Origin of the sequence: Nonomuraea candida (genome assembly GCF_000725485.1) — a bacterium.
GTDB classification, from domain to species: domain Bacteria; phylum Actinomycetota; class Actinomycetes; order Streptosporangiales; family Streptosporangiaceae; genus Nonomuraea; species Nonomuraea candida.
On sequence record NZ_JOAG01000058.1, the window covers coordinates 1 to 15,813 of the forward strand.

At 71.9% G+C, this 15,813-nt stretch carries 13 protein-coding genes; 1 reads left to right on the forward strand and 12 read right to left on the reverse strand.

Annotated features, from left to right (window positions below):
- Window positions 1–91: 91 nt before the first annotated feature.
- From IO39_RS38725 to speB, 3 genes are read right to left on the reverse strand one after another with little or no spacing between them, the layout of a single operon-like run.
- Window positions 92–715 carry a cyclase family protein gene (locus tag IO39_RS38725; RefSeq protein ID WP_043634810.1) on the reverse strand — a complete coding sequence of 208 codons (624 nt, stop codon included), beginning with the start codon at window positions 713–715 and terminating at the stop codon, window positions 92–94.
- Complete coding sequence (locus IO39_RS38730; protein ID WP_043634812.1) at window positions 712–2,229, reverse strand: purine-cytosine permease family protein; 1,518 nt, start codon at window positions 2,227–2,229, stop codon at window positions 712–714. Before IO39_RS38730 ends, IO39_RS38725 begins: the two co-directional genes overlap by 4 nt.
- Entirely contained in the window at window positions 2,226–3,164 is a 939-nt protein-coding gene (gene speB / locus IO39_RS38735) for an agmatinase (protein WP_043634814.1), read from the reverse strand. Before speB ends, IO39_RS38730 begins: the two co-directional genes overlap by 4 nt.
- Window positions 3,165–3,233: 69 nt before the next feature.
- On the opposite strand from speB, the gene IO39_RS38740 reads away from it, so the two are divergent.
- Entirely contained in the window at window positions 3,234–4,727 is a 1,494-nt protein-coding gene (locus IO39_RS38740) for a PucR family transcriptional regulator (protein WP_211267328.1), read from the forward strand.
- Window positions 4,728–4,736: 9 nt separating this feature from the next.
- Here IO39_RS38740 and IO39_RS38745 read toward each other — a convergent pair whose 3' ends face one another.
- The 9 genes from IO39_RS38745 to IO39_RS38785 are packed head-to-tail and all read right to left on the reverse strand — an operon-like array spanning window position 4,737 to window position 15,690.
- Window positions 4,737–5,615 carry a hypothetical protein gene (locus IO39_RS38745; protein WP_043634817.1) on the reverse strand — a complete coding sequence of 293 codons (879 nt, stop codon included), beginning with the start codon at window positions 5,613–5,615 and terminating at the stop codon, window positions 4,737–4,739.
- A gap of 35 nt (window positions 5,616–5,650) precedes the next feature.
- Complete coding sequence (locus IO39_RS38750) at window positions 5,651–8,401, reverse strand: glycoside hydrolase family 38 N-terminal domain-containing protein (protein WP_043634821.1); 2,751 nt, start codon at window positions 8,399–8,401, stop codon at window positions 5,651–5,653.
- Window positions 8,398–9,477 (reverse strand): Gfo/Idh/MocA family protein, encoded by a 1,080-nt coding sequence (locus tag IO39_RS38755; RefSeq protein ID WP_043634823.1) that lies wholly within the window; start codon window positions 9,475–9,477, stop codon window positions 8,398–8,400. The genes IO39_RS38750 and IO39_RS38755 overlap by 4 nt, the downstream gene beginning before the upstream one ends.
- Window positions 9,474–10,367 carry a TIM barrel protein gene (locus IO39_RS38760; RefSeq protein WP_043634825.1) on the reverse strand — a complete coding sequence of 298 codons (894 nt, stop codon included), beginning with the start codon at window positions 10,365–10,367 and terminating at the stop codon, window positions 9,474–9,476. The genes IO39_RS38755 and IO39_RS38760 overlap by 4 nt, the downstream gene beginning before the upstream one ends.
- The gene (locus tag IO39_RS38765; RefSeq protein ID WP_043634827.1) at window positions 10,358–11,530 is read right to left on the reverse strand and encodes a CehA/McbA family metallohydrolase; all 1,173 of its coding nucleotides are present in this window, start codon (window positions 11,528–11,530) and stop codon (window positions 10,358–10,360) included. Before IO39_RS38765 ends, IO39_RS38760 begins: the two co-directional genes overlap by 10 nt.
- Entirely contained in the window at window positions 11,527–12,591 is a 1,065-nt protein-coding gene (locus IO39_RS38770; RefSeq protein ID WP_043634830.1) for an ABC transporter ATP-binding protein, read from the reverse strand. Before IO39_RS38770 ends, IO39_RS38765 begins: the two co-directional genes overlap by 4 nt.
- Complete coding sequence (locus tag IO39_RS38775; protein WP_043634833.1) at window positions 12,592–13,410, reverse strand: carbohydrate ABC transporter permease; 819 nt, start codon at window positions 13,408–13,410, stop codon at window positions 12,592–12,594.
- Window positions 13,407–14,333 (reverse strand): carbohydrate ABC transporter permease, encoded by a 927-nt coding sequence (locus IO39_RS38780; protein WP_043634836.1) that lies wholly within the window; start codon window positions 14,331–14,333, stop codon window positions 13,407–13,409. Before IO39_RS38780 ends, IO39_RS38775 begins: the two co-directional genes overlap by 4 nt.
- The gene (locus IO39_RS38785) at window positions 14,308–15,690 is read right to left on the reverse strand and encodes an extracellular solute-binding protein (RefSeq protein ID WP_043634839.1); all 1,383 of its coding nucleotides are present in this window, start codon (window positions 15,688–15,690) and stop codon (window positions 14,308–14,310) included. Before IO39_RS38785 ends, IO39_RS38780 begins: the two co-directional genes overlap by 26 nt.
- Between the last annotated feature and the right edge of the window lie 123 nt (window positions 15,691–15,813).

Genomic DNA, 15,813 nt, shown 5'->3' on the forward strand with positions numbered 1-15,813 from the left:
AACCCACCGACCTCCAACTCCATCTCCTGGATCTCCTCAACATCGACCCACGAGACCTCCGCTGAAGATCACTCACGTGCGGAAAACGGGGCTAGCCGATCCGGGCCACGGCCCGCACCGGTGAGCCGTCGGCCCCCGGCAGCCGCAGCGGCAGCAGGAACACCTCGATCGGCCGCTCCCCCGCCTCCAGCAGGCGATCCAGGCCGACCAGGTTCTCCGCGACGACCGCGTGCGCCCGCAACAGCGTCTCGTGCGCCGGGAAGGCGTCGGCGGGCGTCGGGTCCACGCTGAGCGCGTCGATGCCCACCGTCCGCACCCCCCGCCCGACCAGCAGCGCGGCGGCCTCCGCGGACAGGAAGGGATGATCCTGCCGGCCGAAGCGGGCCGACCACCCGGTGGCGACCAGCACGATCGTGCCCGCCGTCACGTGCTCGAACGCCTCCGGCCCGATGGCCGAGCGGGGCGCCAGGCCCCGGACGTCCACCACGGTCGCCGGGCCGCAGAAGCGCTCCAGCGGCAGCTCGTCCAGCGCGGGCAGCGCGTCGTCGATGTGGCGGGGCGCGTCCACGTGGGTGCCGGAGTGGGAGCCCAGGTGCAGGCCCAGCACGTTCACGCCGTCGCGGGGCACGGTGAGCGCCGGTTCGACCGTGACCTCCGGGTCGCCCGGGTAGACGGGCATCCCGGTCGTGATCGGCGCCGACAGGTCGATGATCACGTCGCCGCCTCCGCCGCCGGGTCGACGATCGGCAGGACCGGGGTGTCGGCCGCGCGCACCAGGCGCGGGCCGGCCGGCCCGTAGACCTCGCGCGGCTCGGGGAAGAGCGCCAGCAGCGCCAGGTAGAGGATCGCCGCGACGGCCAGGCCGACCGGCAGCGAGATGTCGATCCCGTCCGCGAGCCCGCCGAGCGGCCCGACGAACTGCCCCGGCAGGTTGACGAAGGCCAGCGCCAGCCCGGCCGAGACCAGCCAGGCGCTCAGGCCGCGCCAGTTCCAGCCGTGCGTGAACCAGTAGCGCCCGCCGCGCTGGCGCCGGTTGAACACCTGCAGCGCCTCGGGGTCGTACCAGCCACGCCGCGTCACGTAGCCGAGCATCATGATCACCATCCAGGGTGCCGTACACGTGATGATCAGTGTGGCGAACGTGGAGATGCTCTGCGTGAGGTTCGCGGCGAAACGCCCGGCGAAGATGAACAGGATCGACAGCGTGCCGATGAACACCGTGGCCTGGACCCGGGAGAAGCGCGGGAAGACGCTGGAGAAGTCGAGGCCGGTGCCGTAGAGGGAGGTCGTGCCGGTGGACATGCCGCCGATCAGGGCGATGAGGCAGACGGGCAGGAAATACCAGCCCGGGGAGACGGCCAGCAGGCCGCCGACGTAGTTGGGGGCGGCCGGGTCCACGTACTCGGCGGCCTTGGTGGCGATGATCGAGGCGGTGGTCAGGCCGAACAGGAACGGCAGGATGGTGGCCAGCTGCGACAGGAACGCCGCCGCCATCACCTTCCCGCGCGGCGTGTCCGCCGGGATGTAGCGTGACCAGTCGCCCAGGAAGGCGCCGAAGGAGACCGGGTTCGACAGCACGATCAGCGCCGCGCCGATGAACGACGGCCAGAACAATGCGTCGCCCGGGTGGACGGTGCCGGCGTAGGACGGGTCAAAGTCCCCGGCGAAGGCGAACACGCCCAGCACGAACAGCAGTGACGCCGCCGCCACCGCGATCTTGTTGACGAACAGCATGAAGCGGAAGCCGTACACGCACACGACGAGCACGAGGACGGCGAAGACGCCGTACGCGACCGCGTACGACAGGTCGGTGTCCGGCAGCCCGGCCAGCCGGTGCGCGCCGCCCACCAGCGCGTCGCCCGACGACCACACCGAGATCGAGAAGAACGCGATCGCGGTCAGCAGCGACAGGAACGAGCCCACGATCCGCCCGTGCACGCCCAGGTGCGCCGAGGAGGAGACGGCGTTGTTGGTGCCGTTGAGCGGCCCGAACAACGACAGCGGCGCCAGGATCAGCGCCCCCACCACGAGCCCGAGCCCGGTGGCGGCCAGCCCGTGCCAGAACGACAGCCCGAACAGGATGGGGAAGGAGCCCAGCACGCAGGTGGCGAACGTGTTCGCGCCCCCGAAGGCCACCCGGAACAGGTCGAGGGGGCGGGCGGTGCGGTCGGCGTCGGGGATGCGCTCGACGCCGTAGGTCTCGATCTCGGTGATGGACGTGCCGCTCATGTCCGGTGCTCCTTGTGGAGTGCCATCAGGCTGACGAGGTCGTAGGCGACATGGGAGGCGGCGATCGAGGTGATCTCCGCGTGGTCGTAGGCCGGGGCCACCTCGACCACGTCGGCCCCGATCAGGTCGAGGTCGGCCAGGCCGCGCAGGATCTCCAGCAACTCCCTGCTGGTGAGCCCGCCCGCCTCGGGGGTGCCCGTGCCGGGGGCGTGGGCCGGGTCGAGCACGTCGATGTCCACGGAGACGTAGAGCGGCCGGTCGCCGATCCGCTGCCGCAGCAGGCCGATCACCTCGTCCAGCCCGCGCCGCAGCACGTCGGCCGCGGTCACGATGCCGAACCCGAGCCGCCGGTCCTCCTCCAGGTCCTTCTTGCCGTAGAGGGAGCCCCGGATGCCGACGTGGCTGAGCGCCTCGGTGTCGAGGATGCCCTCCTCGACGGCCCTCCTGAACGGGGTGCCGTGCGTGTACTCGGCCCCGAAGTAGGTGTCCCAGGTGTCCAGGTGCGCGTCGAAGTGCACCAGCGCCACCGGGCCGTGCTTCCTGGCCGCCGCCCGCAGCAGCGGCAGCGCGATCGTGTGGTCGCCACCGATGGTGACCAGCCGGGCGTCCAGCTCGCCGGCCGCCCCCTCGATGGTCTCGATGGCGGCGCCGATGTCGAACGGGTTGACCGCGATGTCCCCGGCGTCGGCCACCTGCACCCGCTCGAACGGGGAGACGTCCAGCCCCGGGTGGTAGGGCCGCAGCAGCCGCGAGGCCTCCCTGACCGCGGCGGGGCCGAACCTGGCGCCGGGCCGGTAGGAGACGCCGGTGTCGAAGGGCACGCCCACCACCGCCACGTCGGCCCGGCCGACCTGGTCGAGACGGGGCAGGCGGGCGAACGTGGCGGGCCCGGCGAAGCGCGGGACCTTGCTGGAGTCGACGGGGCCGAGAGTCATGCGGTCAGTGTTCGCCACGCCTCTGACCTGCGGCAATTGTCACAGCCACGAAGTACTACGGTGTGTGTTGTGGCTGACCACAAGCTCGCGCGGGACGTTCGTACGGCCGAGGACCGGCTGACCGTCGAAGACCTCCTGCGCTCTCCCGCACTCCAGCTCCGCCTGCTGGCCGGCGAGTCCGGCCTGTCCCGCTCGGTCTCGTGGGCCCACGTGAGCGAGCTGGACGATCCGACGCCCTGGCTGCTCGGCTCGGAGGTCATCATGACGACCGGCCTCGGCGTGCCCCGCACGGCCGCCAGGCAGCGGGCCTACCTGGAGCGCCTCGACGACGCCGGCGTCTCGGCCCTGGCCCTGTCGGCCCAGCTCCACGTGCCGCCCCTGCACCCGGCGTTCTTCGCGGTGGCGGAGGAGCGCGGCATGCCGGTGCTGGAGGTGCCGCTGGCGGTGCCGTTCATCGCGATCTCGCAGGAGGTGGCGGCGGCGCTGCAGGAGGACGCCAGCCACCGGCTCGGCGCCCAGCTCCAGGTCTTCGGCGCGCTGCGCTGGCTGGCCGCCGAGGATCTCGACACGGCCACCCTGTTCAAACGCCTCGAACGCCTGTCGGGCTACGACGTCTATCTCTCCACTCGGAGCGGGCGGCCCCTGCTGCCCGGTGTGCCCGTCCCGCCGCTGGACGTCCTGCCGGCCGAGCCCGACGCGCCGCCGACGATCCCCGGCGGCTTCGTCCTGCCGGTCTCGGCCCCCGGCGGCCCCGCCGGCCACCTGGTGGCCTTCGAGCGCGAGGGCGCCCGGCCCGCCGGCCTGGCCGTCGTCCAGCACATCGCCACGGTCGCCGCCCTCCAGGTGGCGATGGCCCGCCACGAGCGCGAGACCCTGCGCAGGGAGGGCGCGGAGACGCTGGCCGAGCTGCTGCAGGACCTCCTCGACCCGCCGGCCGCCCGCCGCCGCCTGGCCCGCCTGGGCCTGCCCATGTCCTCCGACGCCGTGCTGCTGGTGGTCCGGGGCGTCCCCGACGACGCGCTGCGCCGGGCCCTGGACGATCTGCCGCACCTGATGCTCCGGCGCGGCAACGACCACTACCTGCTGGGCCCGCCCGGGATGGGGCCGGCCGTCGCCGCCGTGCCGGGCGCCGCCGCCGGCGTCAGCCGGCCGTTCCCGCCCGGAGAGCCGTTGCGGGTCGCGCAGCGGGAGGCGGTCTGGGCGGTCTCGCACGCCGTGGAGTCGGGGAAGCCGCTGGTGCACTACGGCGAGGACACCACCGGGCGCTGGCTGCCGGACGACCCGGCGACGCTGTCGGCCCTGGTGGAGCACGTGCTGGGTGAGGTGCTGGCCTACGACGAGGCCCATGATTCACGGCTGCTGAAGTCGGTGCGGGTGTGGATGGAGCACAACCGTCACGTGGAGGACGCCGCGGCCGTCCTCCACATCCACCCCAACACGCTGGCCTACCGCCTGCGGCGCTTCGCGACCCTCACGGGCCGGGACCTGTCGTCCAGCGCTGCCTTCGCCGAGGTCTGGCTGGCCATCAGAGCGGCCCGCCGGCTGGGCCGCCTCAAACCCTGACCGGCCGCCTCAGTCGAAGATCTCCTCCGCCGACTCGACCCAGAGGGCTCGCGCGACCCATATGTCCAGGACGGCGCGCTCCTGACAGCCCATGACCCGGTTCTGCAGCTCCTCGGAGACCGAGAGACCCCGACTCTCGAGAATCTTGAGCACGGCCCGCGCCTCGCCCCGTGCCTCACCTTCTACCCTGCCTTTTGCCTCGCCTTCCGCGATGAGGCCCTCGGCGTACTTTCCCTGGTATGGATACGTCATGGTCCGCATCCCCTGACTCCATCCTTCCTGTGCGTCACCCTCCAGTGACAGGGTGACATAGCGAGCGTACCGATAAGCGAGCCCCGGATCGATACCCCCCAGCGCCTGCTGTGTCGCGGCGCAGATCTCGCCGAACCTGGGGTGCTCGCTCTGGGTGACGGTCGAGATGACCGCCAGCGCGATGTTGTCGAGCGCCTGCCCGGCGTCGGTGATGACCGGCGTGTTCCACTTGTCGATGGTGAGCACCTTCAGCGTCAGCCCCGGATGGCCGGTGGAGATGACCTTCGCCGCCCACCGGGCCACCCGCTCGTTGGGGCAGATGACCACCAGACATGCCGGACATTTCTCGCGTGACCGGAAATTCGCGATGTATTCCAGCCACGAATAACACTTCTCCTCATCCGGGGCGCGCTGCGTCTCGACGATGACCCCGAACTTCTCCCCTCCCTCGCCATAGAGAATCGCCCCGTCGGCCCGGCAGACGCCGGGGTCGACCTCCGACAGGTCCGGCGAGGCGGTGCACGCCTCACCGGACTTCGGGATCGGGACGTCGAACAGCGCACGCAACATGTCACGCGTGCACTCGAGATCGAAGGTCGCGATCTTGTTCAGACCTTCGTGCTGAGCCGTGACCATGGCCGGAAGATTACTACTGGCGTTCGACTCATTACTCAGAGTTGACGGAATTGGATGGTCGCGATTTCCCACGGCTCCAGGGGCAACCGCACCACGCCATCGGTGACCTGCACGGACTCCCCGGGACGACCCCGCAGATCCGCGTGCCGGGCCTCCACGAGGCCGCCGGAAATGACGGCTTCCGTGGCGAAGGGAGTGAGGGCGACGACGCGGAGTTCGCGCCACCCGTCGCGGTCCCTGAGCGAGGTCATCACCACGCCGTGCCCGGTCACCGACGGCCCGGCGGCGGGGGCGGGCAGCGGCAGGTACGGCTCGCCCTGGCCCGGAACCACCAGCAGGTCGTGGCGGAAGACCTCGGCCTGGGGCACCACGTCCTCCCACGACCCCGAGTACGGCATCAGCGCCAGGCTCACCGACCGCGGCCCGCGCGACTGCGCCGCCGGGGTGACCAGCTGGGGCCCGGCCGGCTCCGGGCGGTGGGCGTTGCGGTTGCGGGAGAGGTAGCCGACCGAGCGCAGCAGCGTCAGGGCCAGCTCGCCGTCCGCCACCTCGTACTCCGTCACGTGCTCCAGCAGCGCCGCCACGCCTCCGGCGGCCACCCAGGACGAGGCGGGGAAGGTGGGCAGCGGGGTCTCGCCGCAGCCGCCCTCGGCGGTCAGGCCGCGGGTGACGACCGCGAACTGGCCCTCCGCGTGCGAGCGCACGTCCGGCGCGGGCAGCGGCACGTGCAGGCGCACCCGGTGGTCGGCGCAGCGGTTGTCGAACTCGTAGCGCAGCCGGACGAACGGCTCGCCCGCACGCAGCTCGACCCGGGTCAGGACGTCGATCTCCTCGGTCCTGGCGCTGCGCGTGATGGACGGCACCTCGGGGGCGCCGTCGACGTTCTCGGCCGAGGCCGGCCATTCGTACGTGCGGCGCACCTCCACCACCGCCACCAGGGGGCCGGTGCAGATCACCTCGATCTCGACGGACGACGGCTCGGAGATCATCAAATCGGCCAGCGGCGGCGCGAAGTTGTAGGTGTCGCCCACGTCGCCGCCGTCCACGAGGCGGCCGGCCCCGTTGACCGTGGTGCCGTCCTGGCCGACCAGCGTGAGCGTGCCGTCGAGCGCGATCAGCACCCGCAGCATGCCGTTGTCGAGCACCTGCTCGTCCCCGCGCACGGGCAGGGGCGCGGAGTCGGAGCTGAGCCAGCAGGACGGGTGGTGCTCCCCGTGGAAGCGGCGGGGCGGCTGGTCCACCGGCTCGGGGCCGTAGACGGCGTCGCGCGGCGCGGGCCGGACGCTCGTGTGGCCGAGGGGTGGGACCTGCACCAGGGCGGCCACCGTGCGGCGGGGCTCGGCGAGGATGCGGACGCGGGTGACGCCGCGCAGGGCCGGGCGCAGGTCGTCCACGTCGAAGACCTCTGACGTCTCGCGGGCCACCGTGAAGGTCAGTGTCCCGTCCTCGACCTGCCAGCCGGTGATGTGCTGGCCGTACAGCTCGGTGCCGTGGATGAAGGTCAGCGCCGTGGCGGGGTCCATCTCCTCGTCGAGCAGGAGCGTGGCCGCGTATTCCAGGGGCTGGGTGGGCACCGGATCGCCGGACGGGTCCACCAGCGGGTCGGCGCCCGCCACGTCCGCGACCACGACGCCGAACCGCGCGGCGGGGGTGGGGTTGACGACGAGCACCCCGTCGGACGGCACGGCGCGCGCCAGTTCGGCGGTCACCATGTCGCGCACGGCCTGCCCGAGCTGCTCGGCCTCGGCGATGCGGGCGGCGACCTGCTGGGCGGTCTCGTCCACGCCGCAGCCGGTGACCGAGTCGTGCCCGCTGGCGTCCACCAGGCGCCACCACGCCATGTCGAGGAAGCGGCCGGGCCATTCGTCGCCCCAGACGGCGGCCAGCGGCTCGGCGTAGCGTTCGACCATGCGCTCGGCGCGGCTCATGGCCTGCTTGAGGTGGGCGCGCACGGAGATGACGCCGGGCAGGATGTTGGCGCGGGCGTGGGAGCGCAGCTCGCCGTGCACCTCGGGCAGCCCGTCCACCTCCCCTGAACCCGCATAAGCCCCGATATATCCGGACAAGGTGTCCATGCGGGCGCCGATCTCCGCCACCATCTCCGGCAGCCCGCGCACGGGCGCGGAGTGGTCGGTGCCGTACATGGCCAGCAGCGGCCCCTCGGGCCCGTGCCACTTCCGCATGGTGCGCACGAACGCCGCCGCCCGCTCCCGCAGCCCCTGGCCGCCGGAGAAGAGGTGGGCGCCGTTGCCGTACCCGCCCGCCGGGAGGTACTGCGTGCGCACCGCCGTGCCGTCGGGCGCGACCCAGGCGAAGGCGTCGGTGGTGACGGAGGACGGCACGCCACGGTAGACGCAGGCGTGCAGCAGCCCGGCCTTACGGAGGATCTGCGGCATTTGGGCGATGTGACCGAACATGTCGGGCAGGTAGCCGACCGGCATGGCGCCGCCCAGCTTGTCCGCCCTGGCCATGCCCAGCTCCAGGTTACGCACGATGTTCTCGCCCGAGCACAGGAACTCGTCCAGCAGGATCTGCCACGGCCCCACCGCCAGCCGCCCCGACTCCACCAGCGCCGCCACCCGGTCGCGGTTCTCCGGCCGCACCTCCAGGTAGTCGTCCACGCAGGCGAGCTGCCCGTCGAGGGTGAAGTGGTAGGCGGGTTCGCGCTCCATCGTGTCGAGCACCTCGTCGAGCAGCGCCACCAGGCGCAGCCTGAAGCGCTGGAAGGGTTCGTACCACTCCCTGTCCCAGTGTGTGTGCGGTACGACGACGATCTCCGTGCTCACGCTGCCTCCCCTCCAATGGGCAGATCATGCTGTACGGCGTAGCGCGCCGCGATCCGCTGCGCCGTGACGATGTCGGCCAGCCCGCCTGCCACGTCGGTGAGCGGCGGCTTGCCATCGTTCACGAAAGCATGGAAGGCCGCGAGTTGTACCTCGAACGCCTCAGTCACCTCACGCCATCGCGTACGGCTCTCGGCGCCGGACACCACGGTGAGCGTGGTGGGGGCGTTCATGAGGTAGGGCGAGGGGAAGACGAGTTCGAGCGAGCCCCGGTCGTGGTGGATGGCGACGGTCTCCCGGTAGGCGGGATAGTCCTCCAGGTAGTGCCAGCGGATGGAGAACCGGCCGCGCACCGGCAGGCACCCGGAGATCTCGATGGAGCCGGGCGGGTCACCCCAGGTCTCCACGTACGAAATTTCCTCAGGAGAGCCAGTAAAGCGCCTCAAGAGCGACAAATCGTGGCATATCGAGCCGAGTGCTACCCCGTACAGGTGCCGTACCGACTCCGGCGCCGACTCCCCCAGCGCCCGCGACACCAGCTCGCCCTCCGCCGCCCGCAGCCCGGCCAGCAGCTCCGCGTCCACGTCGCGCGCCTGCGTCAGGTTCGCGAACGCCAGCTGCGACTCCCCGCTCGGATGCAGCACGGTCACCTCGACCGCCCTGATCACCTCGGGTCCGCCGAGCCCGGCCAGCACCTCCTCGGCCCGGCGCACGGCCGGGTCGTACTGCTTCATGTAGCCGACCATCAGCCGCCCCTCGGGCAGCGCGGCCACCTCGGCCCTGGTCAGCGCGAGCGGCTTCTCGCACAGCACGGCGTGGCCGGCGGCCAGGGCCTGCCGCACGGTCTCCCCGTGCGAGCCGGAGGCCAGCACGAGCACGGCCTCGAACCCGCCCTCGGCGAGCAGCTCGGAGACGGAGGTGTGGCGCCGCGCGGCCCCCAGCCGGTCGCCCACGGCGTCGGCGAGGGTGCGCGACAGGTCGCAGACGGCGCTCACCTCGAACAGGTCCCGCCGCCTCGACAGCAGCGGCGCGTAGACCGCCTGCGTGACGGCCCCGCACCCCACCAGCGCGATTCTCAAAGTCCCAGGTCCTTCAGCTTGCGGCGGTTGGCCGCCTGGTCGGCGATGTTCCGGGCGACGGTGCGCCGCCCGGGGAGGGTGTCCTGCTCGATCACGATCCAGCCCGTGTAGCCGATCTCGTCGAGCGCGCGCACCACGGCGGACAGGTCCAGCTCGCCCTCGCCGAGCGGGGCGAAGCCGCCCCGGCCCATGAGCTCGCGCAGGTCCGCGCCGTCGGCGAGGGCGCGGGCGAGGATGCGCGTGTCGCCGTCCTTGATGTGCACGTGCCCGACCCGTCCCGCCCACGCGCGCAGCGCCGTGACCGGGTCGCCGCCGGCCAGCAGCAGGTGCCCGGTGTCCAGGCAGAGCTGCACGTCGGTCAGCTCCAGCAGCCGCTCGACGTCCTCGGGGGTCTCGACGTACGTGCCGAGGTGGTGGTGGAAGGCGGGCTCGAAGCCGCGCGCCCGGCAGCGGTCGGCGGCGTCCTGGACGCGGGCGGCGTACCCGGGCCACTCGCCGGCGGGCAGGCCGGGGGCGTTGCCGCCGGGGCGGGCGAACCGCTCGGGCGAGCCCGAGCAGGCGATCGTGGGCCGGGGCGGCAGGTCGCCCTCGGGGGCGGCGGCGAACACGTCGAGCGCGGCGTCGAGCGCGCCCAGCCCCCTCGCGTACGCCTGCTCGTCGCGGTAGGGCAGGTCCACCCAGCCGCCGCAGAGCAGCAGCCCGGCCCCGCCCAGCCGCTCGGCCAGCTCTGAGCCGGTGCCCAGATAGCCGATGGGCCCGGAGTCGATGCCCTCGTAGCCGGCCTCGGCCAGGGCGCGGACCATCTCGTCGGGGGTCAGCGGCGGTGGGCCGTCGCTGAGCTCGAAGACGCCGAAGCTGACGGGGGCGTTGGCGACTTTCCTCACGCGCATAGGGCGATCACCTCATTCTCGTGGGTCTCCAGCCGGTGCGGTCCGTCGATCGCGGCCAGCCGCGCGCGGTCGCCGCGCACCACCTGCCGCCTGCCGTCGGGGCGGACCAGCACCAGGCCGTCGGCGTCGAGGGCGAGCAGGTCGTCGCCCAGCCTGAGCAGCAGCGGCCCGTCGGGGCCCGTGGAGACGGCGGTGCGCCCGGCGCGCACGCCGTCCAGCACGGCGGCCGGGTCCTCGGCCAGCACCCAGGTCGTGGGCGCGCCGGGCAGGCCGTCGGAGCCGGGCCGGTGGAAGTCGCTGCCGCCGATCGCGATCACGTCGTCGCGCCAGGCGTCGGCCCAGGCCAGCGGGGCGCCCCAGCGGCGGTCCCACCAGCCGGAGCTCCACACCTCGGCCACGCGGGGGCGGCGGCTGATCGGCAGCAGCCAGGCGCAGTCGCCGCCGAGCGGATGGTTGATGGAGATCAGCCCGCCCGCGCGCTCGGCGTGCTCCACCCAGGAGTCGGCGGGCCGGCGGAAGTCGACCCAGCCGACCTCGCCGAACACGTTCGCGTGGCCCCGGTCGGTGGTGACCTCCTGGCCGGGGATGAGCGTGATCCCGCGGCCGGCCTTGGCCAGCCAGGGGTGGTGGCTGACGGTGTTGTGGTCGGTGACGGCCAGGAAGTCGAGGCCGCGCCCGTGGGCCAGCTCGGCCAGCTCGGCGATGGTGAGGCTGCCGTCGCTGTGCACGGTGTGGGCGTGGAAGTCGCCGGCGTACCAGCGCAGGCCGTCGAGGCCGGGGAGGTCGCGCCGGGGCGGGCGCTCCCCGTGGGGCGGCTCGGGCACGTCGGGGGGCGTGACGGCGTCGAAGGAGACGTCCAGCGTGTAGTCCAGGCCCCGGGGCGGGATGCGGTGCAGGCGCAGCCAGACGTACCAGGTGCCGGCCTCGATCTCGCCCGGCAGGTAGCCGGGGGTGGCCCAGCCGGGGGTGATCGTGTATTCGTCGCGCGCGCCTCCCGACCAGCCGCGGAAGCCGCCGGGGTCCGCGCAGCCGAGGTCGATCACGCCCTGCGACCTGTCGTACGACAGCCGCACGGTGACGGCCGCGCTGCCCGGAGGCACCTCGAACGGCACCTCCCGCAGGACGCGCTCCAGCCGGTCGTCCAGGCTCCAGTGGCCCCTCACACCAGCGCTCCGTCCCGGTAGACCAGGGCCCGGTCGCGTCTGGGCACGGCGTGGCCCTCGTCGCCGACCGCGGGCTCGCCGCCCTCGGGCACCACGGCCTGCACGTTCACGCCGGCCACGTCGAGCGTCACCAGGTGGGACGCGCCCAGGTTCTCCACGATGGCCACCTTCCCGCTCAGCGCGCCCTCCGCGGGCTCGGCCGAGTAGGTCATGTACTCGGGGCGCACGCCGTACACGATCGTGTCCCCGTCGGAGACGCGGCCCTCGGCGGCGGCCGGGACGGGCAGCTTGCACCCCGCCACCTCCAGCGTGTCACCTCGTACGGAGCCGTCCAGCAGGTTCATCGGCGTCGAGCCGATGAAGCCCGCCACGAACGTGTTGGCCGGCCGCTGGAACACCTCGGCCGGGGTGCCGATCTGCCGGATGTGCCCCGCTTCCATGACGGCCATCCGGTCGGCCATGGCCAGCGCCTCGGCCTGGTCGTGGGTGACGAAGACGGTGGTGACGCCCAGCTCCCGCTGGAGCTTCTTGAGGAACGTGCGGGCCTCCAGCCGCAGCCGGGCGTCCAGGTTGGACAGCGGCTCGTCGAACAGGTAGGCCTGCGCCTGCGTGGCCATCACCCGGGCCAGCGCGACCCGCTGCTGCTGCCCGCCGGAGAGCTGCCCCGGCCGGCGGTCCATGAGGTGGTCGAGCCCGAGCCGCGCCGCCACCTCGGCGGCCTTGGCGCGGCGCGCGCCCTTGGCGACCTTCTTGATGCGCAGCGGGTAGGCGATGTTGTCGGTGACGTCCATGTGCGGGAAGAGCGCGTAGTCCTGGAAGACCATGGCCACGTCCCGGCCGCCCGGCTGCGTGCCGGTCACGTCCCGCCCGCCGATGAGCACCGACCCGCCGGTGGCGCTCTCCAGGCCGGCGATCGTGCGCAGCAGCGTGGTCTTGCCGCATCCGGAGGGCCCGAGCAGGGCGAAGAACTCCCCGTCGGGGATGACCAGGTCGAGCGCGTCGAGGGCGCGCACCCCGCCGGGGTAGACCTTGCTCAGCCCGCGTAGTTCGATGGCGGCCATTTAACGCTTGATCCCTCCGTGGAAGCGGAAGCCGTACTTCTTGCTGACGAACAGGTACATGAGCACGACCGGGATCGAGTAGAGCAGCCCGAACGTGGACAACATACTCAGGTTGGCCTGCCCGCCCTCGGTGTACAACGTGTACGTGATCACCGCCGCCGGCTGTTTCCGCACGTCGCTCAGCAGCAGGTACGGCATCAGGAAGTTCCCCCACACGTTGGCCACGGCCCACACGGCGATGGTCGCCAGCCCGGGCCGCACCAGGGGGACGACGACGTGCCGCACGATCTGCAGCGGCGAGGCCCCGAACACCCGGGCCGACTCCTCGTACGACTGGGGGGTGGCGTCCACGAAGTCCTTCAGCATGAAGATCGCCGCCGGCAGCAGCCCGCCGGTCAGGATGAGGATCAGCCCGAACTGGGAGTCGATGAGGTTGAGCTCGACCGCGAGCTGGAACAGCGGCACCATCGCCGCGGTCCCGGTGATGATCGACGACAGCAGCAGCAACGCGTACAGCAGCGCGTCGCGGCCGGGGAGCCGCACCCGGCTCAGGGCGTAGGCGGCCAGCGCGGCGAAGGCCACGACCAGCGCGGCGGTGCCGGCCGACAGCACCACGGAGTTCCAGAGCGACGGCAGCGCGTAGGGGTGCTCGACGACGGCCGCGAAGTTGTCCCAGGTGAAGTCGGGCACGGTCACCTCGTAGGTGGGGTTCGAGGTGAACGGCGCGGTCACCAGCCACAGCAGCGGCAGCGTGAAGAACGCCAGCAGCACCGCCACCAGGGTGGAGAAGCCGATCCGGCCCAGCACGAAACGTGTCATCGCCTGCTCCGCAGCAGTCGGAGGTAGAAGACCGCCACGACCAGGTTGATCAGCAGGATGATCGTGGAGACGGCGGCGCCGTGGCCGAGCTCGCCGCTCTGCAGGGCCACCTTGTAGACGTGCACGGCCAGCACCTCGGACTTGCCGTCGGGGCCGCCCGCGGTGAGCAGGAACGGGGTGAAGTCGTTGAACGTCCACAGGCTGATCAGCAGCAGGTTCGTCAGGATGTGGCCCCTGATGTGCGGGAAGACCACGTCCCTGAGCTGCTGCCAGGAGGAGGCCCCGGCCAGGCGGGCGCTCTCCAGGTGGGAGGGCGGCACGTTCGACAGGGCAGCGCCGTACAGCATCATCGAGAAGGCGGTGCCGCGCCAGGTGTTGAACACGATGATCGACAACATCGGGTGGTCGAGCAGCCAGGCGAAGCCGGGCAGGCCGAGCAGCGCGTTGAGCGTGCCGCCGTCGCGGTCGAGCAGCGCCACCCACAGGAACGACACGATGGCGCCGGGCAGGATCCAGGCCAGGATGACCAGGCCCTCGACCAGCCGCTTGAGCGGCCCGCGCCGGTCGCGCAGCAGCCAGGCGATGGTGAAGCCGAGGCCCACCTGCCCGATGACGGCCGAGCCCAGCACGAACTGGACGGTCAGCCACGTGGAGTTCCAGAAGGCGGGGTCGGCGACCGCGCCGAGCAGGTTGCCGAGGCCGACGAACTCGGGCTCCGCGGCGGCGGCCCCGGTCAGGCGGTAGTTGGTGAGCCCGAGATAGAGCACCCAGAGCGCGGGGAAGACGAGGAAGGCGGCCACGAGCAGCAGGGCGGGGGCCACGAAGACCCCTGCCCGCGCCTTCCCCAGGCCGGCCGCGTCGGAGCTGTAGCGGCCGGTGCGGGTCTCCTTCGGGGCCTCAGGAGGCGATATTGCCTGCGCCACCGACGATTCCTTCGAGTTTCTTCTGGTAGTCGGCCGCCGCCTGGTCGGGCGGCGTGCCGCCGGCCACCGCGGCGGTGGCCTCCTGCAGCGCCACCGACACCTGCGGGTAGACGGCCACGGGCGGCCGGTAGGCGGTCAGCGGCAGCACCTTCTCCGAGATGAACGTCAGCAGCGGCTCGCCGGCCAGGATCTCCTTGTTGACGTCGGAGCGGGGGGTGACGCGCACGTTGCCGTCCTTGGTCTCCTCCTTCAGCGCCTCCGGCGAGAGGGTGAAGGCCAGCAGCTCGAACGCCTCCTTGGGGTGCTTGCTGCCGGGGTTGACCGTGCGCAGCGCGCCGCCGGACATGCTGACGAAGTCCTGGCCGCGGATGCCCTTGCCGGGCTCGATGGCCGGGATCAGGGCGTAGCCGACGGCCTGGTCGCGGTCGGCCATCTTGGCCACGCCCGTCTTGGGATTGACCACGCCGCGCCAGAAGTAGTCGCCCTCCATCAGGATGCCGATCTTGCCCTGGGCGAACTGCTGGAACGACTTGTCGCGGCCCTTGGCCTCCTGCTGGAGCCTGGGGTCGCCGAGGCCGCCGCCGTAGATCTTCTGGTAGAGGCCGAGCGCGTCCTTCAGGGGCTGGGAGGCGCCGGTCCACTTGCCGTCCCGGTGGACCTCGCCGCCCGCGCCGGCGAGCAGCGGCAGCACGCCCTGCATGGCGGTGGCCTCGCCCATGGCGGTGCCGGCGTTGATCTGGATCGGCACGGGCACGCCGGCCGACTTGAGCTTGGCGCCGGCGTCGAGGATCTCCTGCCAGCTCTTCGGCTGCCAGTCGGCGGGCAGGCCGGCCTTGGCGAACAGGGACTTGTTGAAGTAGAGCACCCGCCCGTCGGTGCCGACCGGCAGGGCGTACTTCTTGCCGTCGAACTCGGCCATGCCCTGCACGGCCTCGGGGATCTGCGCCCAGCCGTCCCAGGCGTCCGCCTCGGGGCCGACCACCTCCGACAACGGCTTGAGGTAGCCGGCCTCGGCGAACTCCCCGGCCCAGATGCCGTCGATGTCGATCACGTCCGCGCCCTTGCCCGACTTGAGGTCGAGGGAGAGCTTGGTCTTGTACTGCTCATCGTCGACGCCGCTGGGAATGAAGGTGACCGTGACGTTCTTGCCCTTCGCCTTCTGGGCCGCCTCGAACGTGGGGATCACCCAGTCGGCGACGAACTTCGCGGCGGCCGCGTTCTTGCCGCCGGCGATGGCGTTCTGGGTGATCGTCAGCTCGATCGCGTCACCGCCTCCGCCGGAGGACTGGCCGCCGCAGGCGGTGAGCCCCAGACCGGCCGCGACGGCTACCGCGACCACACGTTTCCGCAATGCCATGCAAACCCTCCGACATGTCTACAAGGAGGCGTATGGCCAATATGTCATGACATTCATATGACGTAAAGGCTTGGCCGTTAACCGCAACATAGCGGACATCCGAATGTCATGACAATATGCCAT